Here is a 25,810-nt window from a genome sequence, read left to right as displayed (position 1 = left end):
AAAGTACAAAAGAGAACAGACATTTCGTTTGTTCTCTTTTTTTGATGTATTTGTGTCTGGAACTGCAGGAAATAAATCATATGGAGGAATTGGAAATGGAAGAAAACTTTAAAGTGATTGAAAATTATCTGATGGTTAAAATGCCGGAAGAGGTAGATCATCACAAGTCAGTTTACATAAGTAAAACCGCTGATGAGTATATCATGAAGGAGGGTGTGGGAAATGTGGTTTTTGATTTTGAGGATACCCGTTTTATGGACAGCTCCGGTATTGGCATTATTATAGGAAGATATAAGAAAATATCTTATTTTGGCGGTAAGGTTTTTGCGATTAATACAGATACGAGAATTAAAAGAACTTTGATGATATGTGGTTTACATAAAGTGATAGAAATTATGGAATAGAGATTGCCACTTACGCAAATTTGCGTGTTGCTGGCAGGAATAGGAGATATAAACGTAAATTGATATGAAATATTCATTAAGAGAAAGGGAAAAGATATGGAAACAAAAAATAACACGAGATTGAGAAACGAAATGGAGATAACATTTGATGCCGTTTCGGTTAATGAAGCCTTTGCAAGGGTGGCAGTGGCGGCTTTTGTGACGCCTTTAAACCCTACCATGGAGGAAATTTCGGATATAAAGACGGCGGTTTCAGAAGCGGTGACCAATGCTATTATCCATGGATATGATTCTGAACTTTGGCAGGGAGATTGTCAGGAGGAAAAGAACCAGGTTTATTTGCGATGCGTTATAGAAGATGATGTTTTAGAGGTGGAAGTCAGAGATACGGGCAAAGGGATTGAGGACATTGAACAGGCCATGGAACCGCTTTTTACGACCAAGCCGGAATTGGACAGGTCCGGCATGGGGTTTGCCTTTATGGAAGCCTTTATGGATGACTTGGAAGTGGAGTCAAGGCCTGGCTGTGGAACAGTGGTGCTGATGAAAAAAAAGCTGGGAACGACCGCATGGCTTTTGCAAGAGGAATAGTCTATGGTGGAGAATGCAGTACTAATCGAAAGGGCACAGGCAGGAGAAAAGGAAGCAAGAGAAGTACTGATTGAGCAGAATCTGGGATTAGTGCGCCATATCGTAAAACGTTTTTTGGGAAGGGGATATGAGGCTGAGGACTTATTTCAGATTGGCGTAATTGGACTGATCAAGTCCATAGATAAATTTAATACGGATTATGAGGTAAAATTTTCTACCTATGCGGTTCCGCTTATCACCGGGGAAATCAAACGATTCATCCGTGACGATGGGATGGTGAAAGTGTCCCGTACACTCAAAGAAAACGGAATGCGGGTAAAGTATGCAAGGGAAAGACTGGCAAGTACCCTAAACAGGGAACCTACCTTAGCGGAGGTGGCGGCCGAGACGGCGCTTACGGGGGAGGAGGTAGTGCTTGCCATGGAGGCCAATGTGCAGGTGGAATCCATTTATAAATCTGTTTACCAAAACGATGGAAACGAAATATTCATGGTAGATCAGCTCGCAGATGAAAAACAGAATGAGCAGGAGAAGGTCTTAAACCATCTGGTGGTGCATCAGTTGATTGACGGCTTGCCGTTAAATGAACAGAAGCTGATAATACTGCGCTATTATCAGGACAAGACCCAGACGGAGGTGGCACGGGCTCTTGGAATCAGCCAGGTACAGGTGAGCAGACTGGAGAAGAAAATTCTGTTGCATATGCGGGAGAAGATGGCGGAGGTATAAAAATAAAGATTTTTACCGCAAAAAGTGATATACTGGTAACAATTCAGCAAAAGTAAAAAAATTCACATTGGAGAAATGAGGGAAAGTATGAGAAGACAGGACAGGGAGATAAAAGATTTTGACGAAATACTTCAGGTGATCAGCAAATGCCAGGTGTGCAGACTGGCGTTAAATGACGGGGAATATCCTTACATTCTGCCGCTGAATTTCGGCATGGCTCTTGAGAACGGGAAGGTGATTTTTTACTTTCATGGAGCCTTAGAGGGAAAAAAATATGATTTGATTGCTGCAAATAACAAGGCGGGATTTGAGATGGATTGCGCTGCAAGACTGGTTACGACCTTGGAGGACGGAAACTGTACGATGGAATATGAAAGTGTGATTGGCAGAGGAAAGATTGAAATCCTGCCGGATTCAGAAAAGGAGAGGGCGCTTGATATCCTGATGAAGCATTATCATAAGGAAGACTTTCCATATAATAAAGCAGTGATACCAAGAACAAAAGTGTTCAAGCTGACAGTGGAAACCTGTACGGGTAAAAGACGCATGAAAAGCGGGGTATAGGGTAAGGATGTGAAAGACGCCTAAGCTTCGGGGCTGTGAGCTTCTAATTTTAAGTGTTATAGGAATGTAGAGACAGCGATAAAAATTTGATATAAGAAATGAAGGGTGTAATGTGAAAACGAATATGAATATGACTGGTCAGGAGAAAGCGCTGCTTTTTAATTTCAGGGAAAAATCCCAGCTGCAAGCGGTACAGATGGCCCTGTTTTTGGCGCAGGTACAGTGCAGGATTGTATCGAAGCAGGAATATGGGGTACCACTTAAAATACTGGCGGCGGATGAAAAAGCTCCTTTTGCCGCTTATAACGGACCGGAGCTGGATGGACAGATGATGGTATTTGTGGAACTTGGGGAGGACAAGCTTGAGAGTGTCTTATCCCTTCTTCATTCTAATCCGGCCTGTGGCAAAATTCCATATAAGGCGGTACTGACCCAGACAAATCAGAACTGGAACGGAATTGACCTTTTGGAAGAATTAAGGAAGGAGCATGCGGCAATGGAGCTGGCAAGAGGAACAGTTTAATTAGAAAAGACGCAAGAAAATAGGACAGGCAGCATAATGTAATTGTGTCTTAATTGGGAGTCAGGAACCATTGAAACAGGTTCCTGGATTTTAGCATTTTATCGTTGTAGAGATTTACAATCAGTCGATGATATGTAACAATGATATGAAAAAGAATGTATCAAAACATAACGCCAAAGCCTATGTGTGCAGTGAAGTAGGCTTTATCAAAATTTTTATGCGACAGACAGGGATTGAAAACAGTTTGATAGAAAGCGAGGCAATATTTTGGAAAAAGTGATTGAGGTTTCACATCTGAGGAAATTTTATAAGGATGTGCAGGCGGTAAAAGATGTCAGTTTTTTTGTGGAGCAAGGCGGATTGTTTGCTTTTCTTGGTCCGAACGGCGCGGGAAAATCTACCACCATCAACACAATCTGTACTTTTTTGCAGCCAGATGGCGGGACGGTTGTAGTAAACGGACATTTGCTAGGCAGGGAAGATGATAAAATACGATGGGATATTGGGACCGTGTTTCAGGAAAACCTGTTGGATGATTTGCTCACAGTCCGGGAGAACTTAACATTGCGGGGCGGATTGTATGGTTTAAAGGGAAGAAAACTGACAAATGCAGTGAAACAAGCGGCAAAGTGGAGTGATATGGAGGATTTTTTAGACCGTCCGTATGGGAAATTATCGGGAGGCCAGAGAAGAAGGTGCGATATTGCAAGGGCTTTGCTGCATACGCCTAAAATATTATTTTTGGACGAACCTACAACAGGGCTTGACCCACAGACAAGATGGAGTATCTGGAATACGATAAAAGGTTTGCAGGAACAGGAGGGGATGACGGTATTTCTTACAACACACTATATGGAAGAAGCGGAAAATGCGGATTATGTGGTAGTGATTGATGATGGAGTAATTGTAGCAAAGGGAACGCCGTTTTCACTGAAAGAATCATACACCAATGACCGTTTGAAAATAAAATGCATTGATCGGGAACAGGCGGTAGAGTTTCTTAAGGATAAGAAAATCTTATTTCGCGAGATTGCGGATTACATAGAAATAGCAGGCAGGACAACAAAGGAATTTATACCTATCCTGCAGGAAATGCAGAACTATATTTCGGATTATACGGTAGAAAAGGGTTCAATGGATGATGTTTTCTTAAACATCACGGGAAAGGAGATACGGGAATGAGGGCATTTGCCATCAGAAATTTAAAACTTTATTTTCGGGATAAGGGCGCAGTATTTTTTTCAATCTTTGCGGTATTGATAACATTTGGTTTATATGTTCTGTTTCTTGGCAATGTATATGCAGAAAATATTGTGGAAAACGGCATAGCGGTTAAAAGTGCAAATGAAATTATGGATAACTGGGTAATGGCGGGAATTGTGGCGGAAGTAAGCGTTACCGTATCACATGGCGTGCTTGGGATAATCATAGAGGATAAAGCAAGGAGAATCATAAAGGATTTCTATGTTTCGCCGGTAAAAAACAGCGCATTGACAGGCGGATATATCATCAGTGCTTTTGCAGTAAGCGTTTTTATGTCAGCGGTTACATTTGTACTGGCGCAAGGATATATTCTGCTGAATGGAGGGGCTGTTATTGCCGCTGTAAAACTTCCAAAGATTTTTGGCGTGATATTTTTGGTGAATTTTGCATCTACCAGCATGATGTCTTTCCTTGTATCAATCTTTAAAAGTCAGCAGGCATACAGTTCCGCATCAAGTATAATTGGAACTTTGCTTGGTTTTGCAATGGGCATTTATCTGCCCATTGGCATGTATCCTCCAATCGTCCAGTGGATTATCAAGTGCTTTCCTATATCCCACGGTGCGGTGCTGCTGCGCCAGCTTATGATGGAAACCCTCATGGAGGACGTATTTTCAGAAATGCCGGGGCAGGTTGTGGAAGGGATTTGTGAGTTTTTTGGAGTGACATATTATTTTGGGGATGTTAAGGTCACGCCACTGATAAGCGTATGTATTTTATTGGTTACAGGAGTGGTGTTTATGGGGCTTGCGTGTATGAATTTAGGAAAGAAACAAAAGGAATGAAGCATTATGCCGCTCCATGTGGGAAATAGTAATTTATACAAAAACAGGATTGATTTTTTGTGCAGGGTTATGCGTTTAACCTTTGAAAACTGAGTATAGCTTTATTATACTGATATTGTAAAACTTAGTATGTTTCAAGCTTGCCGTCCTGTCATATGCGGCGGGGATATGGATGGAATGAAAAGGAAAAAGAAAGCAGACGGTTATGGAAAAGGAGAGAGTCAGAATCGTAGATATGGCGGAGGAATTAGGCCTCAGCACGGCAACCGTATCCAACGTGATTCACGGCAAAACAAAGAAAGTTTCTGATGAAACGGTTAAGCGGGTGCAGGAGCTGATAGAAAAGAGAGGCTATATTCCAAGCATGGCCGGTATTTTGCTGGCGCAGAATAATTCCGGTATCATTGGCGTGGCGGTAAAAGACCATGAAAAGTATGAAGGGCATGTTTTGGAGGATGGGTTTGTGTCGGCATCCATAAATGCTTTGTCCAAAGAGTTGAACTGGGCCGACTATTTTATGATGGTAAAAGTGACAACAGCATGGGATGAAATCGTCAGGTTTGCCTCTATGTGGAACATGGAAGGGCTGGTGCTTCTTGGATTTTGCGAGCAGGATTACAAAAAACTGCGGGAATCCATGCATATACCCTTTGTGGTGTATGACGGGTACTTTCAGGAAACCGGAGGAATCTGCAATCTGACCATAGACCACTATGACGGCGGCTATCAGGTGGGAAGATATCTAAAAAACATGGGGCATAAAAGGGTCCCTTGCCTTTCAGATAATTTTATCTGTATGGATTTTGAGAGGATAAAGGGATGTGTGGCCGCTATGGGAGAAGATGCGGTGGACTTTTTGCAAATTCCCGTGCAGGAAAAGGAGAGGATAGGTTTTTATCAGGAAAAGGAAAGGGAGATTTTAGAGTATACTGCAGTTTTTGCGGTGTCTGATTTATATGCAGTTGAATTGATTCATTATTTCCAGGAAAAAGGAATCAGCGTGCCCGGAGAGATTTCCATAGTGGGATTTGATGACAGCGCATTATGCAATTATTGCTCGCCATCCCTGACAACTGTAAGGCAAAACCCAAGGGTGAGGGCTGAAAAAGCCGTTTCAATTTTGCAAAACCTGAAAATGGGAATAGAGGAAGACAGGACTGTAAAATTGCCAGTTTTTCTTGTGGAGCGTAAGAGTGTAAAGAATTTAAATGAGGAGACACAATGAAACAACGACTGACTGTCAATGAGAAAGCGTATGATATCATAAAGCTGCTGGGCAAAGGAAAAGGCGGATATTCCTATCTTGCCAGGGATAAGGAAAAATTCGTTGTGGCAAAGCAGATACATCATGAATCCTGTGATTATTATCAGTTTGGCGACAAGATGGAGGCGGAGCTGCGGGATTACAGGCGGTTAAAAGAGATTGGCATACGATTGCCGAAGCTGATTGACTTCGATTCAAAAGCAGAACGGATCATAAAGGAATATATAGATGGAAAAACAGTTTACGAAATGATTTTGCAGGATGAACCCATAGAGGAATGCATTGACCAAGTAAGAAAGATGTGCGAAATGCTTTATCCGGCCAATATAAATATTGATTATTTTCCCACAAATTTCGTGATGCAAAAAAAGGATTTGTACTACATTGACTATGAATGCAATGCCTATATGGAGGAATGGAATTTTGAAAACTGGGGCGTTAAATATTGGTCAAAGACAGAAGAATTTTTACAGCATGTAACGGAGCAGGGAAAGTAAAAGTTACAAAGACGCTACTGTGAAAAATAAATTTTTCACAGACAAATTTGTGCTGGCGCCAAATTTGAAGGAACTGGAAGCATGGAGGATTTATATGAAGATTGGAACGGTGATTATGAATAAAAGAAAGGCTTTAGGCTATACGCAACAAACTTTGGCGGATAAACTAAATGTTTCTTTTCAGGCAGTGTCAAAATGGGAAAATGGAACGAATTATCCGGAAATGGAAATGCTTCCTATGATTGCAAGTGTGTTGGACACAAGTATTGATTCTCTTTTGGGATATAAGCCTTTTATGGTTTCCGATTATGATAAACGATATGACACAGCGGATTATTATTGGGGGATAACCCCTAACAACTTATGCTATGAAATAATGAAATTGCGACCACCAATCAAACCGTTAAAAGTGTTGGATATTGGCTGTGGCGAGGGGAAAGACGCTGTCTTTCTTGCCCGAAACGGCTATATTGTAACGGCCTTTGATTTGTCCGAAGCCGGAATAGAAAAGGGGAAAAAGCTTGCCGAAAAATGGAATACCCATGTAGACTTTTTTAAAGCGGATATCACTGATTTTCGTGCAACAAAATACTATGACATTATTTTTAGCAGCGGAGTATTTCATATGATCAAGCCGGAAATCCGAAAGGAAATTACGGCAAACCTGAAGGAATGCACAAATAAAAACGGCATACACGCAATCAATGTATTTGTAGAGAAACCCTTCGTGTCAGAGCCGCCGGATAAAGATGCAAATTGGTTTCGATGGAATTCCGGAGAACTTTTTATGCTCTATTATGATTGGAAATTGCATAAGACAGAAGAAATTATTTTTGACTGCAATAGCGGTGGAATCCCACATCAGCATTGTATGGATATTATGATTGCGGAAAGAGTAAAATAACGCTACCCGCAACAGAGCAATTTTGGCCAATTCACTGCTCCGTTCCTGTTTACCTTTCCGCCTTACATTCATATTCCGTCTTACTCCCTTTTTTCATAAAATGTTAAAGTAAGTCTTTCGTTAATGATTTCTGTTTTGCCAGTCTGTCGATATCCCATTTTTTCATATAAATGGCAGTTTCTTTGTTCCTGTAAAATTGTGTCCAATTCCCAGTTTTCCTTTCCATGCATTTCTTCACATAACCGGATTGCTTTCTGTGCAATGCCTTTTCCCTGAAACTCCGGCAAGATAAAGACAGGCGAAATTCTCTTGTTTTTTCCGGTTTCCATTTTGTCAACAATACGAATAGCGCCCACCTTTTGCTGACCGATGCAGATAAAATAATAAAATGTAAAATCTTGTTTCAAACGTGCTTCTACTTTTTCGATACTTTCATTTGCGGGACTTGTGTCAAAATCCTGATATTTTTCTAATAATTCTTTGAATGCTTTTACCTGCATGGCGTGTAATTCTTTTGCATCGCCAATATTAGCCCTTGATAATCTTACGTCCATATACATCCTGCCTACCTGCGTAACTGTACATTTAATTGAAACACAATTCCTTATAAGTACGTCTGTAATACATGTACATATAGCACATTGTGAAACGTAAGTTCCGCATTTCTATGTTCTTCTTAATTTTTAAAAACTTACCATGATTCTATTTTTATGTCAATAAATTTCTTGACGAGAGACAGGCAAGCGCAAAGCCCTGGGCTGAACTGTTACCCACAAAGCATTAAATGTATGACACAGGGCTACCCATTAAGGGAAAAATATGATAAAATATAATAAATATTTCGACAAAAAAGAGCATTTGACCAAGAAACATAATATGGGCCAAAAATCTCAGGGCAATCCAATCAGGCGCTGCGCTGTTGATTGCTTGCAGGAATCAAACGAACGAGGTGCTATATGGCGGATGTAAGAATTTTGGAAATTAAGCAGAGTGTCTTTGCGGACAACGACAGGCAGGCCCAAGGGCTGCGCAGGGAACTTAAGGAAAAGGGAGTGTTCCTTTTAAACATTATGTCATCTCCCGGTTCAGGCAAGACCACCACTTTAATGCGGACCATTGAGGCCATCGGCGGAAAGGTCAAAATCGGCGTGATGGAGGCGGATATAGATTCGGATGTGGATGCAAGAACCATAGCCCGGTCGGGGGCAAAGGTGATTCAGCTGCATACGGGCGGAATGTGCCATCTGGATGCGGCTATGACCAGACAGGGATTAGAAGGGCTGGAAACCGGGGATGTGGAGCTTGCGATTCTTGAAAATGTGGGGAATCTGGTATGTCCTGCGGAGTTTGATACGGGAGCGGCCAAAAATGCAATGATTTTGTCTGTGCCGGAGGGGGATGATAAACCTCTTAAGTATCCGCTGATGTTTTCGGTTTGTGATGTGGTATTGATCAACAAAATTGATGTGCTGCCTTACTTTGATTTTGATATGGAAAAGTGTACAGAGTATATCCATAAGAGAAATCCCGAGGCAAAAGTAATTCCTATCTGCGCGAAAAACGGCGAGGGGATAGATAAATGGGCAGACTGGCTTCTTAAGCAGAGGGAAATTTGGGTGAAGGAAACATAAGATTGATATGACAAGGCTTTGTCTGCTGTTTTGGGAGATAATAAACGAGGTATGGCAAACAGGTTTGCAGTATATTATGTGGAAAGAGGCAAAGCACATGACACACGGAGGGGATTGGTCTGGAAGTAAACTTCCAAGTAATTTATTAATGCAGTATGGCAGGCATATCTTGCCGTATGCAGGAGGTATAGTATGGAGAAAAAATTAGACAAAGAATTGTATCCGGATTATGTCTATCCGGAGCATCAGGCGGACAACAGTCAGCCTGCAAGGGAAAGCATTTTAAAGCTGGGGAAAATGATAACGGACAGGATCCCCCAGAAGCTGGGCATCAAGAAGATTACCCGGGACGACCCGGAATACTGGGGGCTTGCGGGAGTGCTGACGGACGAGGAGGCGGAGATTGCCTTAAAGATGGGAGTGCGAAAGCCAAAGACCTTAGAGGAGATGGTGAAGCTTACGGGAATTTCGAAAGAAGAATTAGAGCCTAAGCTGATGCAGATGTCCGTCAAGGGTATTTTGGAATACAACTGGGAAAATCCAAAGCATGAAAAACAATATGTGCTGCCCATGTTTGTACCCGGATGCGGGGAATTTTTTAATATGAACAGTCAGGTGGTTGCCGAACACCCGGAGGTGAGTCTGTTTTTCGAGCATATGTCAAGGCTGCCTCTTGAACACGTGACCCCTTTTGTGGGGGAGGGCGGAAACGGCATTGGCATGCATGTTATTCCGGTGGAAAAAGCAATTGAAATGGAAAGCGAGTCCATTGATTTAGAGCACATTTCGTATTGGCTTTCCAAATATGAGGGCAAGTATGCGGCAAGTCCCTGTTCCTGCCGCCGATCAAGGCTTACCCATGACGAAGGCTGCGGGGATGACCCGGAAGGCTGGTGCATTGCGGTGGGGGATATGGCGGACTATGTGGTGGAGACCCAGAAGGACGGCCGTTACATAAGCAGAGAAGAAGCGCTGGATATTTTCAGACAGGCGGAGGACAACGGCTTTGTGCATCAGATCACCAATATTGACGGTGCCAACAAAATTTTTGCCATCTGCAACTGCAACGTGAATGTGTGCTATGCGCTGCGCACCTCCCAGCTTTTTAATACGCCCAATATGTCACGTTCCGCTTATGTGGCAAGGGTGGATAAATCCAAATGCGTTGCCTGCGGCAAGTGTGTGGAGTTCTGCCCGGCAGGGGCCGTAAAGCTTGGACAAAAGCTTTGTAAAAAAGACGGCAATGAGGTGACGTATCCCAAGATGCCGCTGCCAACGGAGCAAAAGTGGGGAGAACACATGTGGACCCACAATTACAGGGACGTGAACCGGATCAACTGTTATGACACAGGAACCGCGCCCTGCAAGACGGCCTGTCCCGCCCATATAGCGATTCAGGGATATTTGCAGCTGGCAAAGGAAGGACGTTATCAGGAGGCCCTTGCGCTGATTAAAAAAGATAATCCCTTGCCGGCAATCTGCGGTCGAATCTGTAACCGCCGCTGTGAGGATGCCTGCACCAGGGCAACAATAGATGAAGCAGTTGCCATTGACGCGGTAAAGCGGTTTGTGGCGGAGCAGGATTTGAAGGCAAAGACAAGGTATATTCCCAAGCCTACGGTGCCTTCCTTAAGAGGCGGTTTTGATGAGAAGATAGCGATTATCGGCGCCGGGCCGGCAGGTCTTTCCTGTGCTTATTATCTGGCGGATAAAGGCTATAAGCCTACTATTTTTGAAAAGAATGCACGCCCGGGCGGTATGTTAGCCTATGGAGTTCCTTCCTATAAATTAGAGCAGGATTTGATTCAGGAGGAGATTGATGTCATACAGGCTATGGGCGTTGAGATAAAATGCGGTGTGGAGGTAGGAAAGGATGTGACCATACCAGAGCTTCGGGAGCAGGGCTACAAAGGATTCTATGTGGCTATCGGCTGTCAGGGAGGCAGAAAGGCCGGCATTCCCGGCGAAGACGCGGCAGGTGTCTACACGGCAGTGGAATTTTTGAAGGAAGTAAAGGATAAGGAAGCCTTTGAGCTAGGCGGAGATGTGGTGGTGATTGGCGGGGGCAATGTTGCCATAGATGCAGCCAGAACCAGTACCCGCTGTGGAAATGGGAAAGTGTCCATGTTCTGCCTGGAAAGCAGGGATGAAATGCCTGCAAGCAGAGAAGAAATTTTGGAGGCAAGTGAGGAGCATATTACCATCAACAATGGCTGGGGACCCAAGGAAATCCTTACCGAAAATGGCAGGGCAGTGGGCGTGGTATTCAAAAAATGCACCAGGGTTTATGATGAAAACCACAGGTTTGCACCGGTTTATGATGAAAACGAAACCATGCAGGTTTCCTGTTCAACGGTGATTTTCAGTGTGGGCCAGATAGTCCTGTGGGGAGATTTGCTGAAAGAAACGAAGGTGGAGCTTCGTCCAAACGGCGGAGCCATTGCCAACAAACTTACATACCAGACCGCCGAGCCGGATATTTTCGTGGGCGGCGATGTGTACACCGGGCCTAAATTTGCCATAGATGCCATAGCGGCAGGGCGGGAGGGCGCAATTTCCCTTCACCGCTTCGTGCATGAACACTGTACCCTTACCATCGGCAGAAACAGAAGGGACTTTACGGAGCTTGACAAGGAGGATATTCTTGTTGCAAATTATGATAACACTGACCGGCAAAGACCGGAGCGTGCCCAGGAGGCTATGGCGGCATCCTTCCGGGATTTGTCCAATACCTTATCGGAGGAGCAGGTGAAGGCGGAAACCGCAAGATGCCTTGGGTGTGGAGCGTCTGTGGTGGATGAAAACAAATGTATCGGCTGCGGTGTTTGTACCACGAAATGTGTTTTTGACGCCATAAGTCTGTACAGAGAACATCCAGGCTGCTCTGAGATGGTGAAATCCGAGGATAAGCTGAAATATGTGCTCCCCAATATGATAAAGCAGTCTATTAAACTTAAATTTGCATCTAAAAAATAAACAATCATAGGGAGAGATTCATGCACGAGTTGGGTGTTGTTTTTCATATTATGGACAGCGTAGAAAAGGTGGCCGCAGAAAACCAGGTCCAAGGCATTAATAAGGTGATCCTGGAGCTTGGAGAGGTCTCCACGGTGATTGATTCCTATCTGCAAAACTGCTGGAAGTGGGCGGCGGAAAAGAGGGAGCTTTTTAAAGAGGCGGAGCTTGTGGTTTTAAAACTTCCTGCCATAACTTACTGTGAAAACTGTGGGCAGACCTATCCCACTGTGGAGTACGGAAAAATTTGTCCCCACTGCCAAAGCCCCGATACGTGGCTGATGCAGGGGAATGAATTTAATATAAAAGAAATAGAAGTGTATTAAGTGCGGGTCAGTTAATTGTAGGAAGACCGGTTTGCGCCAGCACGGCGGCTCAAACCTGAAAATAAATAGATAAAGCCGCGCAGAAATGAGGGAGAGTATGATTTTTCAAATTTACAGTGGTGGGACCGGCTGGCAGCTGCTGGGCTGGGTGATGGTTTTTGGCGGACTTATTTTGGTAAATGAAATTGCCCGCCGCACAAAGATAGGCGGGATGGCATGCTTTTTTGCACTTCCTGCCGTGCTTACCGTTTATTTTATTTCCATTTATGTGGGAGCGGCAAGGGGAGCTGAGTGGGCGCTGAACAATCAGACCTATGTACATATGAACAGCTGGTTTCATTATGCAAAGCTGTATGCGGCGCTTGCCGGCTGTATCGGCTTTATGATTCTTAAGTATCATTGGGGCAAGTTGGGAAAATCCCATGGTTTTAAGGTGTTCCCCTTTGTGATTGTGGCAATCAACATTTTGATTGCGGTGGTATCCGATTTTGAGTCCGTCATCCGTGCAGGTTCCATAGCCGGCGGCTGGTGGAAGTCCTCTGAAGGAGTCTGGCTGTATGGGGGCTGGTGGAATATTTTAAACGGCATCGCCGGACTTTTAAATATCTTTTGTATGACAGGGTGGTGGGGCATTTATTCTTCTAAAGATAAAAAGGATATGCTCTGGCCGGATATGACATGGTGTTTTATTCTGGCGTATGATATCTGGAACTTCCAGTATACCTATTTAAATCTGCCTACCCATTCCTGGTATTGCGGATTTGCGCTTTTGCTTGCGCCCACGGTGGCAAACGCTCTGTGGAACAAAGGCGGCTGGATTCAGAACCGGGCCAATACCCTTGCACTATGGTGTATGTTTGCCCAGGTATTTCCGCTGTTCCAGGATGCAAGCCGTTTTACAACCGTATCCTCTGTTTATGGCCCAGGGGGCGCGGCGGCAGCGTTTGGGGAGAATATGCCTGCTACGGCGAACCCTGCTGCCCAGGGAATTATCTCTGTGATTTCCATTGTGGTGAATCTGGTGGTGTTCCTGGCAATCATGAAGCGTGCTAAGGCGCAGAATAAGAATCCGTATACCAATGAAATCTTTACGGACCAGAAGGATTTCAAATTGGCGATGGACAGAGCGGAGTAAATAGCCTGGAAACATGGAGGGCAAAGTGATGATGCCGATTATAAGGTGGAAGTGATTGATACCTGGAACATGACGGTTACATCCCTTGGGGCAATGAGAGGATTTCACCAAGTTAAAATGCCAGGGAAACAATATATGGCATTGGGATTCGTAAAATAATGTAAAGAGAGTCTTTAGGGCTCAAAGGGAATCCAAAGATAGCATAAAGATAATACATGGTTCATGCTAAGGTAATGTGAGAGATAAACCAGGGCAGAATTAAAATCGGAAAAGGTGCGTAGGCTTTTTGAATGGCTTACGTACCTTTTCCGGTTTAAAGTCAAATATCAAATGCGCTGGATGAGGCAGGTATTTGACCCCATAATTTTATGGCGCTATATTACATATTTGCAAGAGTATTTTTAGCGGTACTCTTTCATATAATCTCCATGGGCATCAATCAATTCATCGCACATGGCTATAATCTCGTCCACGGACAGCTCGGCGGCAGTGTGTGGATCCAGCAAAGCAGCCTGATAAATGGCCTCTCTCTTTTTGGTCACGGCAGCTTCAATGGTCATCAACTGGGCGCCTATGTTAGTCATATTCATAGCAGCTAACTGCACAGGCAGACGGCCGACCTGGCAGGGATGTACGCCCATATTGTCGATGAGGCAAGGAACCTCAACACAGGCATCTTGTGGCAGGTTGGTAATCAGCCCTTCATTCAGCACATTTCCTCCAATCTTATAAGGAACGTTTGTTACCATAGCTTCCATAATATAGGAAGCATATTCCTTAGAGCGCTCATGCGTAACCTTGCCATCCTTTAGGATATCATTCTTTTCCTTTTCCCAGCCCTCAATCTGCTCGATACAGCGGCGTGGGTATTCGTCCAAAGGAATGTTATATGTATCAATTAAGTCAGGGCGGCGGCTTTTGATAAACCAGGGATTGTATTCTGCATTGTGCTCACTGGATTCCGTACAGTAGTAACCCAAACGGTGAATATACTCATAACGCACCATATCTTTATGCTTTTCGTTGCGATTCTTTTCCAAAGCGCGCTTTTTGATTTCCGGATAAAGGTCATTACCGTCCTTGTCATAAATTTCCAAAAGCCACGCCATATGATTAATTCCGGCAATGAGTTCCCTGCGCCCTTCTAAAACATTTTCCATACCCAGATCCTTTAACAGATGGTCAGAGCAGACCTGGACACTGTGGCAAAGACCCACTGTTTTCACGCTGGTGTATCTTTGCATGTAACCGGAAAGCATGGACATAGGATTGGTGTAATTTAAAAACCAGGCATCAGGGCAAACCGCACTCATATCCTCAGCAAAATCCCGAAGCACAGGGATGGTGCGCAGCGCACGCATGATACCGCCGATTCCCAAAGTATCCCCAATCGTTTGACGAAGACCATATTTTTTCGGTATCTCAAAGTCCGTGATGGTGCAGGGGTCATATCCCCCTACCTGAATGGCATTCACCACAAAGTCAGCATCTCTTAGGGCTTCTCTGCGGTTTTCCACACCCAAATAAGTTTTGATGACAGCCCGTCCCTCATTAGTGTTTTTGTTAATGGCACCCAGGATGATTTCTGATTCCTCAAGACGCTTTTGATCAATGTCATAAAGCGCGATTTCGCTGTCCCTGAGTGCGGGAGTGCACATACAGTCTCCTAAAACATTTCTGGCAAAAACAGTGCTTCCAGCTCCCATAAAAGTAATTTTTGGCATTTTCTCCTCCATTCCGAAGCGTTTTCATATAATACAGTCTGTGACGCTTCCACACAAAATCCAACTAAAATTGTTCGTATCAAACGATGCAATGTTTTTTCATTATAAAAGATATCCGAAAACTCTGATAGGGATTTTTGTTTGGAAAAAGAGTGGAAATGTTATATAAAATGTTCTATACTTTGAAAATTTAATTCAATTCAAAAAATTTAATTAGCTTCGAAAATCTGATCTCCTAAATATTTGTCATGCGGAACTAACAAACACCTTTCAATTGCTTTCCAATAGCTGTTGTAAAGAGCCTTTTGTGCCGCACCGTAATTTTCTTTCGTATCAAATTCCCAATAAAGCATATACTTGACGCTTTTCACAATGCGGGTGATTTTAAGCGGGGGAAGGCCTTCTTTAATCTGCTCCATGTCTATGCGATACCCTCTTTTGATAAAACGAAGTAAGCGCAATCCCTCCTGCTTTTCTAAAAAACTTTTGGCTTCAAGCATCAGCGCTTCAAATTCCTCCACTTTTTGTGGCTTGACCTGATAAATGCAGATTTCAGTAAATGACATATTTCAATCCTCCTTGGCGATGATTCATAACTATGCTTTTATTCTGTTAATTTCTGTATGATTAATACTGAAAGCTGTCAGAATGACCTTTGAGTCAATCTATCTTTTTCTGAAAGAGTTATATCGTGCAGAATCTTTTTCAGTCATCTCCATTCAATCCTGGATTTTTGAAAATTCTTCAACTGAAATTTTCAACATTTCATTTTCTGACATACCATTTCACACTTTCTAACATACCATTTGCATTACTATGATGTAAGTATATCACAGTTTTTATTTACTTTAAATTTCGGCTTTTGCATTTACCCTGATTATAGTAACAGCTCGTTACTTTTCACGAGTCAGGAATGCGCATTTACTGCGCACTGCGTGAGAACGTGATTCAGGTGTGAGGGGCGAGGGCGATTTTTGCGAAGCGAAACTTGGAATATCGCCCCGAATGTTACTATGAGCGGCTCCCAGGTCGTGAATCGTAACAACAGCTCAGACGTTGGCTTCACTGTTACCAAATTATATGTAACAGGGAAGCCTTCGGCCGAACTGCTACAATTATATCCTACTTATAATAGATTTCTGTTGACACTAAAATAGACTTGTGCTAATTTATATTAGACAATTGTAGAATATCAATTCTTTATAGACCATTGAAACTTGGAGGTTAGAATGAAAAAATTACCGGAAGCGGAGCAGGAATTAATGATGATTATTTGGGATGCCAAAGATCCCATAACCAGAAGTGAGATTGAGGAGAAAATGTGCAGCGGCAAGAGCGTGATGCCAAGTACAGTTTTAACCCTTTTATCAAGGCTAGAAGAAAGGGGCTTTGTTGTGAAGGAAAAAAGAGGGAAAATAAATTACTATACTGCAGCTGCGGAAAAGGAACCTTATTTACAGGAAACCGGAAAAAAGGTTTTGAAAAATCTATTTGGAAACTCTTTGTCTGTTTTTGCTGCCGCATTATATAGTGGGGAACGGTTAAATGATGTGGAGATTGACAAGCTCCAAAATTTTTTGGATGAACAAAGAGGGACCAGTCACTTAGAAAAGACAAAAGATGGACAGATGAGCTGATTAGGTTGAAAAATCAGTCTGACGACTGATTTTATCAACCACAAATTTGTGCTTGGCGCCCAAATTTGAGGGCGGTCGGAAGCATGGGGGATTAGTTACAATGGTTATGACTTATGCAAATTAGAAGGAGGGCGTAAATGAGTGGAAGGTGGAAAAAGGTTATTTGGGCGCTTTTGATGATACAGCTATGCCTGCTCCATGTTTTTTTGCTGAACAAAATCAGGTATGAGGCAGATTATATTTGGTATCGAGTCTGTGTCAGACTGAATCTGCCCTATGTCTTTTATCATAGAGGATTTACACTTGTGGTTTTAGGTATGACCTTTGTGAGTGTGCTGATGGCGGCAATTTTTTTGATTCGTTATCGGAGGTTTCGGGCGGAATGCATTAGTGGATTATATCCTGTGCAGGAGGAAGGCCTCAAAAGCAGATACGAAAAAGCCTGCGTGCAGGCAGGAATTGAAAAGGAGAGCCGGAAGGTTATTTACAAAAGTGCAAAGGCTGCAACACCTTTTGTGCTGGGATTCTATAAACCAGTGCTTTTGCTGCCGGAGTGGGTGAAGGAAGATGAGACCTGTGATTTGCTCCTGCTCCATGAATGTGTGCACATTAGGCATAAGGACACTTGGTATAAGCTGTTTCTTTTTTTGTGCGAGGCGGTCTGCTGGTACAATCCATTGGCGTATTTGATTTGCAGCGTGGGCAGACGGGATATTGAAATTGACTGTGACGAGACGGTCATAGCAGGATGCGGAAAGAAGGAGCGGGCTGACTATGGACAGTTTTTGATTGACAGTTTAAAAAGAGTGCAGGAAAAGGAATATGTTCATTCTGCCTTTTTTGGCGCCAGCGGAAGGGAAATGAGGGCAAGGATAGTAGCAATTATGGAGGAGAAAAGGCCTTATGATAGGATTGCCAAAATTGCGGCAGTTTTGCTGTTGATCGAAACAGTACTAGTGATAACTGTAACAGGCTGGGAAACGATAAAGCAGCAGCAAGTACAAAAGGCGCCGGAAAATATTTATGCGGGATATGAAAAGCCGGAATGCTTTACAGATGAAACGCTAGAGAGAATGCTGTCATTAGCTCCGGTGGGGGAAGACGCATATAGCAAAGAGGTGCAGAGCCTTGCTGGTAATGAGATAAATTCAGATCAAAACGGTCAATTATCCTTTGAAACGGAAGAACCATGGCAAGTTGGACTTGAGAGAGCCAGATATTATGGAGAGAGTGTCAGCCAGTTGGTGTACCGGTACTTAAATTATGACAGGGATCAAATTGCTGCCAGTGCCAGGTTTCTGGCAGATGGGACATATGAGCAACTTGAAACCTCCTACCAAAGGCTTCTTGCAGGGAATCAAAAGGAGGCTGTTTTTGCGATGGTTCTTCGGGAATTTTGGTCGGAGACGGAAGAAGATATTCCATTCTTTGCCAGACTGGAAAAGGCAGATGGCTATTATTATGCCTATTATCCATTAGCGGTTCATGTGAAAATGGTGGGGGACTGCGTATTTGAGCTTCAGGGGATTGGAAGGATGGACGAGACGGTGGAGGCATTTCGTGTGAGATATCCCCAAATGGATTACAGCGATGTCCCCTGCTTTGTGGGAAAGCCGGCCTTTGAAACTAAGACAGGGTATGAGGTGAGGATAAGTGAAGACAGTCTTGAAATAAAAAAAGAAGGGGTAGAAGAATGGATGACCGTTCCGGTCACTTTGGAGGAGCTCTTTACCAGAGGGGATGAAATGGATGGCGTTCTTACCAAATTACAGGATGGAAGTTACCAGTGTGATGGAATAAAACAGATTTTTGCCTATGGAGGGTGTGGAAACTTCGGACAAAATCCAGGTCTGCCGGTTCAAGTGGTATATTATGACGAGGAGGCAGGCGGATTTAGAAACAGTGTCGTGACGAAGAATTATGGCTCCGTCAGACGATTGTTTGTGTCTTTTCCTGAGGATGGAAAGACCGGATATCTTTTGCTTACCTGCGAGCGGACGATGTGGCAGGAAGGTACCGTTTGTTATGTAACAAAGGATGGTGGAAGAAGCTGGGAGGAGATTGAGGAGAAAGTGGGGGGAGAGCTTATGACCCATTCCCTCACTATGGATATGCGGTTTATCACCAATGAAATAGGCTTTATCACAATAAGGGATTCCAAGGAGCCGTATGTACTTAGGACGGACGATGGAGGAATCAGCTGGAAAACGGCATCCTTTAGCGGGAAAAAAGAATATGCTTCCATTGCCTATGCCCCCTTTTTTGAGGAGGGAGTGCTGGTAATAGATGTGGGGGAAGAAGACTACAGTAAAAATGGTGGTATCAAGGCACGGTATGTTTCAGAGAATTTGGGGGCAAATTGGACATTTGAGAGGTTTGTATTGAAGCAATGAGTAGACTTCAAAATTTTTATTGACTCCTACGTTACGTAATAGTTTATACTTTTTTTACACGGGAGGAGGAAGGGAGAAGTTTGGAAGTAAATTTCCAAACTCTTTATTGGTGACAGTAACGTAAGCAACGCTTGCGATACACGACAATAGGCTTTGCCTATTGTATGCAGGAGGTGTAATGAGGACAGTAAAAGAGGTAAGCAAATTGACAGGAGTGAGTATACGCACCCTGCAATATTATGACAAAATCGGACTGCTGAAGCCAACGCAATACACGCAGTCCGGCTATCGGCTGTATGACGATACAGCCTTGGAGATGCTACAGCAGATATTACTGTTTCGGGAGCTTAAATTTCCTCTCAAAGAAATCAAAGAGATGATATCCAGACCGGGCTTTGACAGGGATAAGGCATTAGAGCAACAGATTGCTTTGCTCACCATGAAAAAGGAGCATCTGGAAAACTTGATTGATTTTGCCCGTGAAATACAATTGATAGGAGGAAAGACAATGGATTTTTCGGTATTTGACACCAGCAAAATGGACGAATATGCAAGGCAGGCAAAGGAGCAGTGGGGAAAAACGCCCGAATATAAAGAATTTGAGCAAAAGGCCCAAAACAGAAGCAAGGAAGAGGAGAGGCTTATCATGGAAAAATTCACGCAGCTGTTTCAGGAATTTGGAGAGCTGAAAGAAAATGGATTGGAAACTGCCCGTGTACAGGACCAGGTAAAAAAATTACAGGATTTTATTACACAGAATTATTATCAATGCTCCAATGAGATTCTCTCCGGGCTTGGACAGATGTATGGCAAAGGCGGAGAATTTACAGAGAACATTGACCGCATGGGCGGGACGGGAACCGCAGAATTTGTTGCTGGGGCAATCCGGATTTACTGCGGAAAATAATCATCTGCCGCAGCAAATATAAGGTTACCCCGCTTGAAGGGAATGACTTTAAGATTTAAGCATTTACCCTGATAATGCCGCAGCCAATCTTAGCACCGCTGTTACCTGATGGTTGTGTCATAAAATCATCAGGTAAAGCATGCAGGATGATACTGTGGCCGATGATTTCCTCTACGCGGAAGGCGTCTGTCAGAAAAGACTGCCAGGCGTAACCGCCGCAGTTGATAACAGGCGGCAGATCGCCGCGGTGACTTGGATGAGGCATATTGTCCGGATTATAGTGGTTTCCGGTGAAAGCAAATTCCTGGTTTTGATCTAAAGAGCAGTCACCATTTTCATGAATATGAAAGCCCATAAAACGGTTAGGATTTGTGGCATTGATAGGCGGCAGGCCATGAAACTGTGCATTGATAAAAACACCATATGGCATCTGGCAGAAAAAGACAATGCCATTTAAGTTGGGATAGGATTCATTTCCGTGGACAACGGCCTGGGCATCGGGAATAGCAGGATAAAGGGAATTGATAAAGGGCATAAGCGCTCCCCCTTGGTTGGTCAGCTTTGATTGCTTTCCTTGTTATTGCTATATATTATGCAAAAAAGTTGATTTCGACAGAGTAGAAAACAAAGAGCAAAACCCATAACAGAATGGCGGCAGGATATTATATTCTGTCGCTTTTCTGGCTTCTAATTAGGGCAATTTCTATTAAGATAATTTTAGAAAGTTATGCTATATTAAATTAGGGAAAGGGGTGTCATATATGAACAATAATGCAGTAGTAGAAAAAATAGTAGACTATATAGAGACACATATTAATGAGGATTTACCGCTTGGCAAAATAGCAAATGCATTAAATTATTCAAAATTCTATATAGCCAGGATTTTTGCTGAAGAAACAAAATGTACGGTTTATAAATATATACAGGGGCGTAGGTTGACTTTGGCTGCTCAAAAACTTGTGGAAACAGAGCAGCCCATTGTTGAAATTGCTTTCGAAGCACATTATGAATCACAGCAAGCTTTCACATTAGCTTTTAAACAGCTCTATGAATGTACGCCCAATATTTATCGAAAAAATGGTGTGTTCTATCCGAAACAATCGAAGATATGCATGATGAATTTGTTTACTGGATATTCATTTATGTATTATTTAGCAGGAGGTAAATTGGCAGCATGAGTACAATTCCGTATGTTATTGAACAGACAAGTCGAGGAGAACGAAGTTATGATATTTATTCAAGACTATTGTCCGACAGAATTGTTTTTTTAGGAGAAGAAGTAAGTGATATTTCAGCAAGTTTGATTATTGCACAAATGCTGTTTTTAGAATCACAAGACCCAGGAAAAGACATTCAGTTATATATAAATAGTCCGGGCGGTTCTGTTTCGGCGGGCTTTGCTATTTATGACACAATGCAATATGTCAAATGCGATGTTTCGACAATATGTATAGGTCTTGCTGCAAGTTTTGGAGCCTTTTTATTGGCAGGAGGTACAAAAGGAAAACGTCTTGCTTTGCCTAATGCAGAAATTATGATACATCAGCCTGCTATTCATGGAAATGGGATTCAAGGGCAGGCAACCGATATAAAAATTACATCTGACCACATACAAAAAAGCAAAAAGCGATTAAATACCATTTTATCAGAAAACACAGGTAAAAGTATTGATGAGATTGCTATTGCAACGGAACGTGATAATTATATGACAGCAATAGAAGCAATGGATTTCGGCTTGATTGATAAAATTATAGATAAGCGTTAATTTTCTATAAGATTTATTGACATCCATAGATAGAAAGAAAATGGGACTGGATTCCAAACGTCCACTGACAGAGGGGAATTAGAAGAGAAGTAACGAATTGAGGTAAGAAGTTCACGAAAAATTCAGTTTTCAAAAGATATTGTCCGATGTAAAATAAAAATAGTAAAAGAAGGTGATATTTTTGGATACAACGGAGCAGATACATCAAGAGGACTTAGAGCATTTGAAATCACTCCGATACATGGACGATGATTTTATGACCGTCTGCCTTGCAGATAATTTTGAGGGTTTGGAACTGATATTACAGATTGTTTTAGGAAAAAGGAACATAAAAATTAAATCAGTTCGAACGCAAGAACCGCTAAAGAACCTACAGGGGCATTCTGCCACCTTAGATGTTCATGCGGTTAATAGTGACAACAAGGAATTTGGCGTTGTTTTATGCTTTTTATGGAATAGAATTGTTTACAATGCGCATAATACGTATTATAATATAATTAAATTAACGGAAAGGAGAGATGCCATGGATGAATAAGGAGGTATTGGATGAGATTTAGAGAAATTGAAAGTATGATATTAGAAAATGGATGGTATCAAGTAAAGCAAAAAGGTTCACACCACCAATACAAACACCCGACTAAGCTTGGAAAAGTGACAATCCCAGAACATGGAGGGGATTTGAATCCTGATACAGTAAAATCAATTATGAAACAAGCGGGGCTTTAAGCCTCATTTGCTTAATTTATATAAATGGAGGTGAATATAATGAAATTAATTTATCCGGCTGTATTTAAGCCTTTTACAGATCAAAGCGGAGGATATGTGGTAGAATTTCCAGACTTACCCGGTTGTGTAACAGAGGGAAAAGACTTAGAACAGGCTATTGAAATGGGAATTGACGCAGCCAGTGGCTGGATATTAGGAGAACTTGAAGATGGGGAAAAAATTCCACATGCCTCCGACTATTCAGAAATAACTGCTGAAAATGGGTGTATGATAAATATGTTATTATTAGACATTGATGCCTATGAAGAAAAATATGGTGAAAAAGCTGTAAGAAAAAATCTTACTATTCCTGCATGGCTGAATACTTTTGCTGAAAAAAATAATATCAATTTCTCTAAACTTTTACAAGAAACCTTATTCTCAATGGCACAGGCAAAGGAAATATAGGGAGCTGCTTTTTATAGGGCAGCTTCTTTCTGTAGACCGTGCCATTACATGATGGGAATGTAACATTGAGACACCTACAGAAAGCGGCGGAACAGTATGCTCTAGGAAGTGAGGAATACCAGAAAAGCTACCAAGGGAACTATAACTACTATGATGATTTTATTGAGCTATTGAGCAAGCTGAACCCGCCCCTTGACAAACGGTTTATTGAAATCATGGACGAGCAGCCAGATGTAATCCCGTATGAGTTCTCGGAAATGTTTATTGACGGTTTTAAGCTGGGGCAAAGATAGCCCTGCAAACGGGAATTTAAGCTCTCACATAATTTGTAAGAAAATTCTCTATATCTACTATATGTTGGTTTAAAACTGCATTATATACATCAATACTGGTATATTGGTCAAAGGCGTACAATTTACGCACGATAAGTTCTTTTTTTAGACGAATAATTTGTTCCTTTGATTCAGGCGACTCTTTTACCTGCGTTACAATCTTATCGCAATATTCTTCAGCTGACTTTATTGTGTCTTTATCAAAAAACCACAAGTCTACATTCCAAAGTTCATTTTCTATAAATGCCTCAAATCCTTGAAACCAAACCGTTTTATTTTCGGAATTGATTTCTTCCTTCGCCTCATACCATATAGGATGAAATTTATCTATGACAAATTGTGATAAGCGATATAATTTGTCTAATGACATATTCTCGTTCTCAATATCAATATCCAAATCATTCCATGCCATCATATCCATGCGGTAACTTCCAATAATATGAGGTGTTCCGTATTTACTTAATTCCTCTAATAATCCACAGTCATATAAAATACAATTTGCTTGGTCTTCTATCGTCATAGCGCCACCTTCAAATCCCGATTTTTCAGTCTGTCAAACTGAAATTTACATTGCTGTTATTTTCTCAGAAAATCGCTAAATTCTTTCAATTCCTTTTTTGTATCTTCTGAAAGTCTATTATATTCTGTATCATGAATTGCACCCTCTAATGTATATAAATGTACGAGACAAACATTTGGATATTTCTGCTTTAGCCTAAGAAATGCGTCTTTTGCACCTACCTCAATTAGTTCCTCGGAAGATACAATGCCAACAGATATTAGCTTTTTCTCCATTTCTTTACCAATATTCATCATGGTTGTTAAATCTGACATATCTATCTCCAACTCTCCTTGCTCTGCTTATTTTTCTAAATCCCGGTTTTACACTTCCAAAAACGGGAATTTATTTTACCCTTGCCATATAGTATTCATCCAAATACTTTCCATCTACACAAACCGATTTTCGTTTAATGCCCTCTATCTCGAATCCGCTATTTGTGTACAGGTGTTTTGCAGCTTCATTCTCACAAATTACAGTTAACTCTAAGCGGACAACTTTATTTTCTTCAGCCCAAACATTCAATCTTTTAAAAAATTCTGTTCCAATTCCTTTGCCACGATAATCCGTTAAGATACCAACAACGATATATGCAGAATGAGCGATACGATTCAATCTGCCTTTTTGTGCTGATATGTATCCTATAAGCTTATTATCTGTTTCGGCAACGAGAAGAAAGTCTCCGCCTTCCACAGAATCTCGTATGAAAGACTCAATTCTAGGAAGATTCTTTGTCCTTTCGCCCGGTTCGTATAGCATATACTTTGTTTCATAATCCAATTGGTTCATCAAACTCCAAAATTGTTCTGCTTCATTCACGGATAGTTTTCTATACTCCATTTTCATATCCTCGCAAATTACGATTGTGATTTGATGATTTTTAAGGGAATTATTAGCTGTTATAGTTTATGATCAAAATCCTTGCTAACTCTTGAAAACACTAAGTTTATCGCAGATGAGCTTTCCCTTATTGTTCCTCTTATATTATATCTTCCCACAGGGCATTACGAACCCTGATAAGGGAAAAATAAGGGAAACAAAATCACATAAAATATTATAACACAAAATATACGGCAATTGGTACACTGATTGAAATGCTTTCAAAAAATCTACAAAAAGGGGACAGTATGCAGGCTGCTTTTTACGGATAGACTGCGACAAAGCAGGCCTTATAAAGAGAGGTTTATTTTGTGCCTCTCTTTTTTGCTGAATTATATTTTTTACATTCCGATTCTAATTTTGGAAAATTCAGACAACGGTTTCTGCCCGCAAATGGCTCGTTAGATATGTATTTTTTATACAATACATTGGCTTTATTGCAAATCATTTCACTATTTGCCTGACACCATTTTAACTCTTGGAAAATCCATAGAGTTTTTCATATTTTTATGCTTTTCTTTCGGCGATGGAAACGGTGTGCAGTATTTATGACTCTCGCAAACAATAACAATTTCTATGAAAACTCTGTTAACCCTTCCAGTCTGTGGCGAAACAGAAAGCACTTTATCATCTATAGTGTGTAGATTTCGGATATATTTCATATCCACCTTGTATAATTTAAAATCCGTCTGCATATATCTCCTCGTGAAAATAGCATCGCCAGACAGCAAATCAATTGTAATAGAATCGAATATTTCAACCTGCAAGCGAAAATATTCGCCATTTTAAGTGAATGCAAAATTCCTGGTT

Annotated in this window: 31 protein-coding genes and 1 pseudogene; 24 read left to right on the top strand and 8 right to left on the bottom strand. The window is 41.9% G+C overall.

Annotated features, from left to right (window positions below):
* The first annotated feature begins 80 nt into the window (after nt 1–80).
* The 10 genes from D5281_RS10135 (at nt 81) to D5281_RS10090 (ending at nt 7,524) form a co-directional block, all read left to right on the top strand.
* Nucleotides 81–404: an anti-sigma factor antagonist gene (locus D5281_RS10135; protein WP_277935280.1), complete on the top strand. Its 324-nt coding sequence runs from the start codon at nt 81–83 to the stop codon at nt 402–404.
* Nucleotides 405–500: 96 nt separating this feature from the next.
* Nucleotides 501–995 (top strand): anti-sigma F factor, encoded by a 495-nt coding sequence (spoIIAB, locus tag D5281_RS10130; protein WP_160560042.1) that lies wholly within the window; start codon nt 501–503, stop codon nt 993–995.
* 3 nt (nt 996–998) lie between these two features.
* A complete protein-coding gene (locus D5281_RS10125; RefSeq protein ID WP_160560041.1) occupies nt 999–1,724 on the top strand; it encodes a SigF/SigG family RNA polymerase sporulation sigma factor in 726 nt (241 codons plus the stop codon).
* Nucleotides 1,725–1,811: 87 nt separating this feature from the next.
* Nucleotides 1,812–2,288 carry a pyridoxamine 5'-phosphate oxidase family protein gene (locus D5281_RS10120; protein ID WP_160560040.1) on the top strand — a complete coding sequence of 159 codons (477 nt, stop codon included), beginning with the start codon at nt 1,812–1,814 and terminating at the stop codon, nt 2,286–2,288.
* Between the two features lie 112 nt (nt 2,289–2,400).
* On the top strand, nt 2,401–2,811 hold the full coding sequence (locus D5281_RS26535; RefSeq protein WP_160560039.1) for a DUF3783 domain-containing protein: 411 nt from the start codon (nt 2,401–2,403) through the stop codon (nt 2,809–2,811).
* 276 nt (nt 2,812–3,087) lie between these two features.
* Entirely contained in the window at nt 3,088–3,993 is a 906-nt protein-coding gene (locus D5281_RS10110; RefSeq protein WP_330584936.1) for an ABC transporter ATP-binding protein, read from the top strand.
* Complete coding sequence (locus tag D5281_RS10105) at nt 3,990–4,859, top strand: ABC transporter permease (protein ID WP_160560037.1); 870 nt, start codon at nt 3,990–3,992, stop codon at nt 4,857–4,859. Before D5281_RS10110 ends, D5281_RS10105 begins: the two co-directional genes overlap by 4 nt.
* A 205-nt stretch (nt 4,860–5,064) precedes the next feature.
* On the top strand, nt 5,065–6,084 hold the full coding sequence (locus D5281_RS10100) for a LacI family DNA-binding transcriptional regulator (protein WP_160560036.1): 1,020 nt from the start codon (nt 5,065–5,067) through the stop codon (nt 6,082–6,084).
* Nucleotides 6,081–6,620, top strand: a complete 540-nt coding sequence (locus D5281_RS10095) for a BUD32 family EKC/KEOPS complex subunit (RefSeq protein WP_160560035.1) — start codon at nt 6,081–6,083, stop codon at nt 6,618–6,620. The genes D5281_RS10100 and D5281_RS10095 overlap by 4 nt, the downstream gene beginning before the upstream one ends.
* Nucleotides 6,621–6,714: 94 nt before the next feature.
* On the top strand, nt 6,715–7,524 hold the full coding sequence (locus tag D5281_RS10090; protein WP_277935279.1) for a methyltransferase domain-containing protein: 810 nt from the start codon (nt 6,715–6,717) through the stop codon (nt 7,522–7,524).
* A gap of 80 nt (nt 7,525–7,604) precedes the next feature.
* Here the strand turns inward: D5281_RS10090 and D5281_RS10085 are convergent, their stop codons facing one another.
* Nucleotides 7,605–8,078: a GNAT family N-acetyltransferase gene (locus D5281_RS10085; protein ID WP_160560034.1), complete on the bottom strand. Its 474-nt coding sequence runs from the start codon at nt 8,076–8,078 to the stop codon at nt 7,605–7,607.
* A gap of 402 nt (nt 8,079–8,480) precedes the next feature.
* On the opposite strand from D5281_RS10085, the gene hypB reads away from it, so the two are divergent.
* From hypB to D5281_RS27170, 5 genes are all read left to right on the top strand, one after another.
* Nucleotides 8,481–9,155, top strand: coding sequence for a hydrogenase nickel incorporation protein HypB (gene hypB / locus D5281_RS10080; RefSeq protein ID WP_160560033.1), 675 nt, complete (start codon nt 8,481–8,483; stop codon nt 9,153–9,155).
* Between the two features lie 192 nt (nt 9,156–9,347).
* Complete coding sequence (locus tag D5281_RS10075) at nt 9,348–12,131, top strand: FAD-dependent oxidoreductase (protein ID WP_160560032.1); 2,784 nt, start codon at nt 9,348–9,350, stop codon at nt 12,129–12,131.
* 20 nt (nt 12,132–12,151) lie between these two features.
* Nucleotides 12,152–12,496: a hydrogenase maturation nickel metallochaperone HypA gene (locus tag D5281_RS10070; protein ID WP_160560031.1), complete on the top strand. Its 345-nt coding sequence runs from the start codon at nt 12,152–12,154 to the stop codon at nt 12,494–12,496.
* Between the two features lie 97 nt (nt 12,497–12,593).
* On the top strand, nt 12,594–13,631 hold the full coding sequence (locus tag D5281_RS10065; protein WP_160560030.1) for a DUF5692 family protein: 1,038 nt from the start codon (nt 12,594–12,596) through the stop codon (nt 13,629–13,631).
* The gene (locus D5281_RS27170; RefSeq protein ID WP_408637268.1) at nt 13,632–13,790 is read left to right on the top strand and encodes a DUF5605 domain-containing protein; all 159 of its coding nucleotides are present in this window, start codon (nt 13,632–13,634) and stop codon (nt 13,788–13,790) included. It begins immediately after the preceding gene.
* A gap of 242 nt (nt 13,791–14,032) precedes the next feature.
* Here D5281_RS27170 and melA read toward each other — a convergent pair whose 3' ends face one another.
* Together melA and D5281_RS10050 are read right to left on the bottom strand one after the other, a co-directional pair.
* A complete protein-coding gene (gene melA, locus D5281_RS10055; RefSeq protein WP_160560029.1) occupies nt 14,033–15,355 on the bottom strand; it encodes an alpha-glucosidase/alpha-galactosidase in 1,323 nt (440 codons plus the stop codon).
* 209 nt (nt 15,356–15,564) lie between these two features.
* Nucleotides 15,565–15,921, bottom strand: coding sequence for a hypothetical protein (locus D5281_RS10050; RefSeq protein ID WP_160560028.1), 357 nt, complete (start codon nt 15,919–15,921; stop codon nt 15,565–15,567).
* Nucleotides 15,922–16,584: 663 nt separating this feature from the next.
* On the opposite strand from D5281_RS10050, the gene D5281_RS10045 reads away from it, so the two are divergent.
* From D5281_RS10045 to D5281_RS10035, 3 genes are all read left to right on the top strand, one after another.
* Nucleotides 16,585–16,992: a BlaI/MecI/CopY family transcriptional regulator gene (locus tag D5281_RS10045; protein WP_160560027.1), complete on the top strand. Its 408-nt coding sequence runs from the start codon at nt 16,585–16,587 to the stop codon at nt 16,990–16,992.
* Between the two features lie 137 nt (nt 16,993–17,129).
* Complete coding sequence (locus D5281_RS10040; protein ID WP_160560026.1) at nt 17,130–19,385, top strand: M56 family metallopeptidase; 2,256 nt, start codon at nt 17,130–17,132, stop codon at nt 19,383–19,385.
* Nucleotides 19,386–19,563: 178 nt separating this feature from the next.
* Nucleotides 19,564–20,292, top strand: a complete 729-nt coding sequence (locus D5281_RS10035; protein ID WP_160560025.1) for a MerR family transcriptional regulator — start codon at nt 19,564–19,566, stop codon at nt 20,290–20,292.
* Between the two features lie 55 nt (nt 20,293–20,347).
* Here the strand turns inward: D5281_RS10035 and D5281_RS10030 are convergent, their stop codons facing one another.
* On the bottom strand, nt 20,348–20,827 hold the full coding sequence (locus D5281_RS10030; RefSeq protein WP_160560024.1) for a superoxide dismutase family protein: 480 nt from the start codon (nt 20,825–20,827) through the stop codon (nt 20,348–20,350).
* 226 nt (nt 20,828–21,053) lie between these two features.
* Here D5281_RS10030 and D5281_RS10025 point away from each other — a divergent pair, with 226 nt between their 5' ends.
* The 6 genes from D5281_RS10025 (at nt 21,054) to D5281_RS10000 (ending at nt 23,523) form a co-directional block, all read left to right on the top strand.
* The gene (locus D5281_RS10025) at nt 21,054–21,470 is read left to right on the top strand and encodes a helix-turn-helix domain-containing protein (protein WP_160560023.1); all 417 of its coding nucleotides are present in this window, start codon (nt 21,054–21,056) and stop codon (nt 21,468–21,470) included.
* On the top strand, nt 21,467–22,057 hold the full coding sequence (locus tag D5281_RS10020) for an ATP-dependent Clp protease proteolytic subunit (RefSeq protein ID WP_160560022.1): 591 nt from the start codon (nt 21,467–21,469) through the stop codon (nt 22,055–22,057). The genes D5281_RS10025 and D5281_RS10020 overlap by 4 nt, the downstream gene beginning before the upstream one ends.
* 181 nt (nt 22,058–22,238) lie before the next feature.
* Nucleotides 22,239–22,592, top strand: coding sequence for a hypothetical protein (locus tag D5281_RS10015; protein ID WP_277935278.1), 354 nt, complete (start codon nt 22,239–22,241; stop codon nt 22,590–22,592).
* Between the two features lie 11 nt (nt 22,593–22,603).
* Nucleotides 22,604–22,783 (top strand): type II toxin-antitoxin system HicA family toxin, encoded by a 180-nt coding sequence (locus tag D5281_RS10010; RefSeq protein WP_129180456.1) that lies wholly within the window; start codon nt 22,604–22,606, stop codon nt 22,781–22,783.
* A 39-nt stretch (nt 22,784–22,822) separates the two neighbouring features.
* Entirely contained in the window at nt 22,823–23,230 is a 408-nt protein-coding gene (locus tag D5281_RS10005) for a type II toxin-antitoxin system HicB family antitoxin (RefSeq protein WP_160560021.1), read from the top strand.
* Between the two features lie 65 nt (nt 23,231–23,295).
* Entirely contained in the window at nt 23,296–23,523 is a 228-nt protein-coding gene (locus D5281_RS10000; RefSeq protein WP_160560020.1) for a DUF6809 family protein, read from the top strand.
* A gap of 16 nt (nt 23,524–23,539) precedes the next feature.
* Here the strand turns inward: D5281_RS10000 and D5281_RS09995 are convergent, their stop codons facing one another.
* From D5281_RS09995 to D5281_RS26920, 4 genes and pseudogenes are all read right to left on the bottom strand, one after another.
* The gene (locus D5281_RS09995; protein WP_160560019.1) at nt 23,540–24,082 is read right to left on the bottom strand and encodes a hypothetical protein; all 543 of its coding nucleotides are present in this window, start codon (nt 24,080–24,082) and stop codon (nt 23,540–23,542) included.
* Nucleotides 24,083–24,138: 56 nt separating this feature from the next.
* On the bottom strand, nt 24,139–24,396 hold the full coding sequence (locus tag D5281_RS09990; RefSeq protein ID WP_160560018.1) for a TfoX/Sxy family DNA transformation protein: 258 nt from the start codon (nt 24,394–24,396) through the stop codon (nt 24,139–24,141).
* A 70-nt stretch (nt 24,397–24,466) separates the two neighbouring features.
* On the bottom strand, nt 24,467–24,961 hold the full coding sequence (locus D5281_RS09985) for a GNAT family N-acetyltransferase (RefSeq protein ID WP_160560017.1): 495 nt from the start codon (nt 24,959–24,961) through the stop codon (nt 24,467–24,469).
* A gap of 343 nt (nt 24,962–25,304) precedes the next feature.
* Nucleotides 25,305–25,662: pseudogene (locus tag D5281_RS26920) on the bottom strand (type III toxin-antitoxin system ToxN/AbiQ family toxin).
* Nucleotides 25,663–25,810 lie beyond the last annotated feature (148 nt).

It is taken from the genome of Parablautia muri, from assembly GCF_009917485.1.
Lineage (GTDB): Bacteria > Bacillota > Clostridia > Lachnospirales > Lachnospiraceae > Suilimivivens > Suilimivivens muri.
This window is presented reverse-complemented; position numbering and strand designations above follow the sequence as displayed.

Coding starts and splice junctions, on each gene's coding strand:
- D5281_RS10135 (WP_277935280.1), top strand. CDS start 81: ATGGAGGAATTGGAAATGGAAGAAAACTTTAAAGTGATTGAAAATTAT.
- spoIIAB (WP_160560042.1), top strand. CDS start 501: ATGGAAACAAAAAATAACACGAGATTGAGAAACGAAATGGAGATAACA.
- D5281_RS10125 (WP_160560041.1), top strand. CDS start 999: ATGGTGGAGAATGCAGTACTAATCGAAAGGGCACAGGCAGGAGAAAAG.
- D5281_RS10120 (WP_160560040.1), top strand. CDS start 1,812: ATGAGAAGACAGGACAGGGAGATAAAAGATTTTGACGAAATACTTCAG.
- D5281_RS10105 (WP_160560037.1), top strand. CDS start 3,990: ATGAGGGCATTTGCCATCAGAAATTTAAAACTTTATTTTCGGGATAAG.
- D5281_RS10100 (WP_160560036.1), top strand. CDS start 5,065: ATGGAAAAGGAGAGAGTCAGAATCGTAGATATGGCGGAGGAATTAGGC.
- D5281_RS10095 (WP_160560035.1), top strand. CDS start 6,081: ATGAAACAACGACTGACTGTCAATGAGAAAGCGTATGATATCATAAAG.
- D5281_RS10090 (WP_277935279.1), top strand. CDS start 6,715: ATGAAGATTGGAACGGTGATTATGAATAAAAGAAAGGCTTTAGGCTAT.
- D5281_RS10085 (WP_160560034.1), bottom strand. CDS start 8,078: ATGGACGTAAGATTATCAAGGGCTAATATTGGCGATGCAAAAGAATTA.
- hypB (WP_160560033.1), top strand. CDS start 8,481: ATGGCGGATGTAAGAATTTTGGAAATTAAGCAGAGTGTCTTTGCGGAC.
- D5281_RS10075 (WP_160560032.1), top strand. CDS start 9,348: ATGGAGAAAAAATTAGACAAAGAATTGTATCCGGATTATGTCTATCCG.
- D5281_RS10070 (WP_160560031.1), top strand. CDS start 12,152: ATGCACGAGTTGGGTGTTGTTTTTCATATTATGGACAGCGTAGAAAAG.
- D5281_RS10065 (WP_160560030.1), top strand. CDS start 12,594: ATGATTTTTCAAATTTACAGTGGTGGGACCGGCTGGCAGCTGCTGGGC.
- melA (WP_160560029.1), bottom strand. CDS start 15,355: ATGCCAAAAATTACTTTTATGGGAGCTGGAAGCACTGTTTTTGCCAGA.
- D5281_RS10050 (WP_160560028.1), bottom strand. CDS start 15,921: ATGTCATTTACTGAAATCTGCATTTATCAGGTCAAGCCACAAAAAGTG.
- D5281_RS10045 (WP_160560027.1), top strand. CDS start 16,585: ATGAAAAAATTACCGGAAGCGGAGCAGGAATTAATGATGATTATTTGG.
- D5281_RS10040 (WP_160560026.1), top strand. CDS start 17,130: ATGAGTGGAAGGTGGAAAAAGGTTATTTGGGCGCTTTTGATGATACAG.
- D5281_RS10035 (WP_160560025.1), top strand. CDS start 19,564: ATGAGGACAGTAAAAGAGGTAAGCAAATTGACAGGAGTGAGTATACGC.
- D5281_RS10030 (WP_160560024.1), bottom strand. CDS start 20,827: ATGCCCTTTATCAATTCCCTTTATCCTGCTATTCCCGATGCCCAGGCC.
- D5281_RS10025 (WP_160560023.1), top strand. CDS start 21,054: ATGAACAATAATGCAGTAGTAGAAAAAATAGTAGACTATATAGAGACA.
- D5281_RS10020 (WP_160560022.1), top strand. CDS start 21,467: ATGAGTACAATTCCGTATGTTATTGAACAGACAAGTCGAGGAGAACGA.
- D5281_RS10010 (WP_129180456.1), top strand. CDS start 22,604: ATGAGATTTAGAGAAATTGAAAGTATGATATTAGAAAATGGATGGTAT.
- D5281_RS10005 (WP_160560021.1), top strand. CDS start 22,823: ATGAAATTAATTTATCCGGCTGTATTTAAGCCTTTTACAGATCAAAGC.
- D5281_RS09995 (WP_160560019.1), bottom strand. CDS start 24,082: ATGACGATAGAAGACCAAGCAAATTGTATTTTATATGACTGTGGATTA.
- D5281_RS09990 (WP_160560018.1), bottom strand. CDS start 24,396: ATGTCAGATTTAACAACCATGATGAATATTGGTAAAGAAATGGAGAAA.
- D5281_RS09985 (WP_160560017.1), bottom strand. CDS start 24,961: ATGGAGTATAGAAAACTATCCGTGAATGAAGCAGAACAATTTTGGAGT.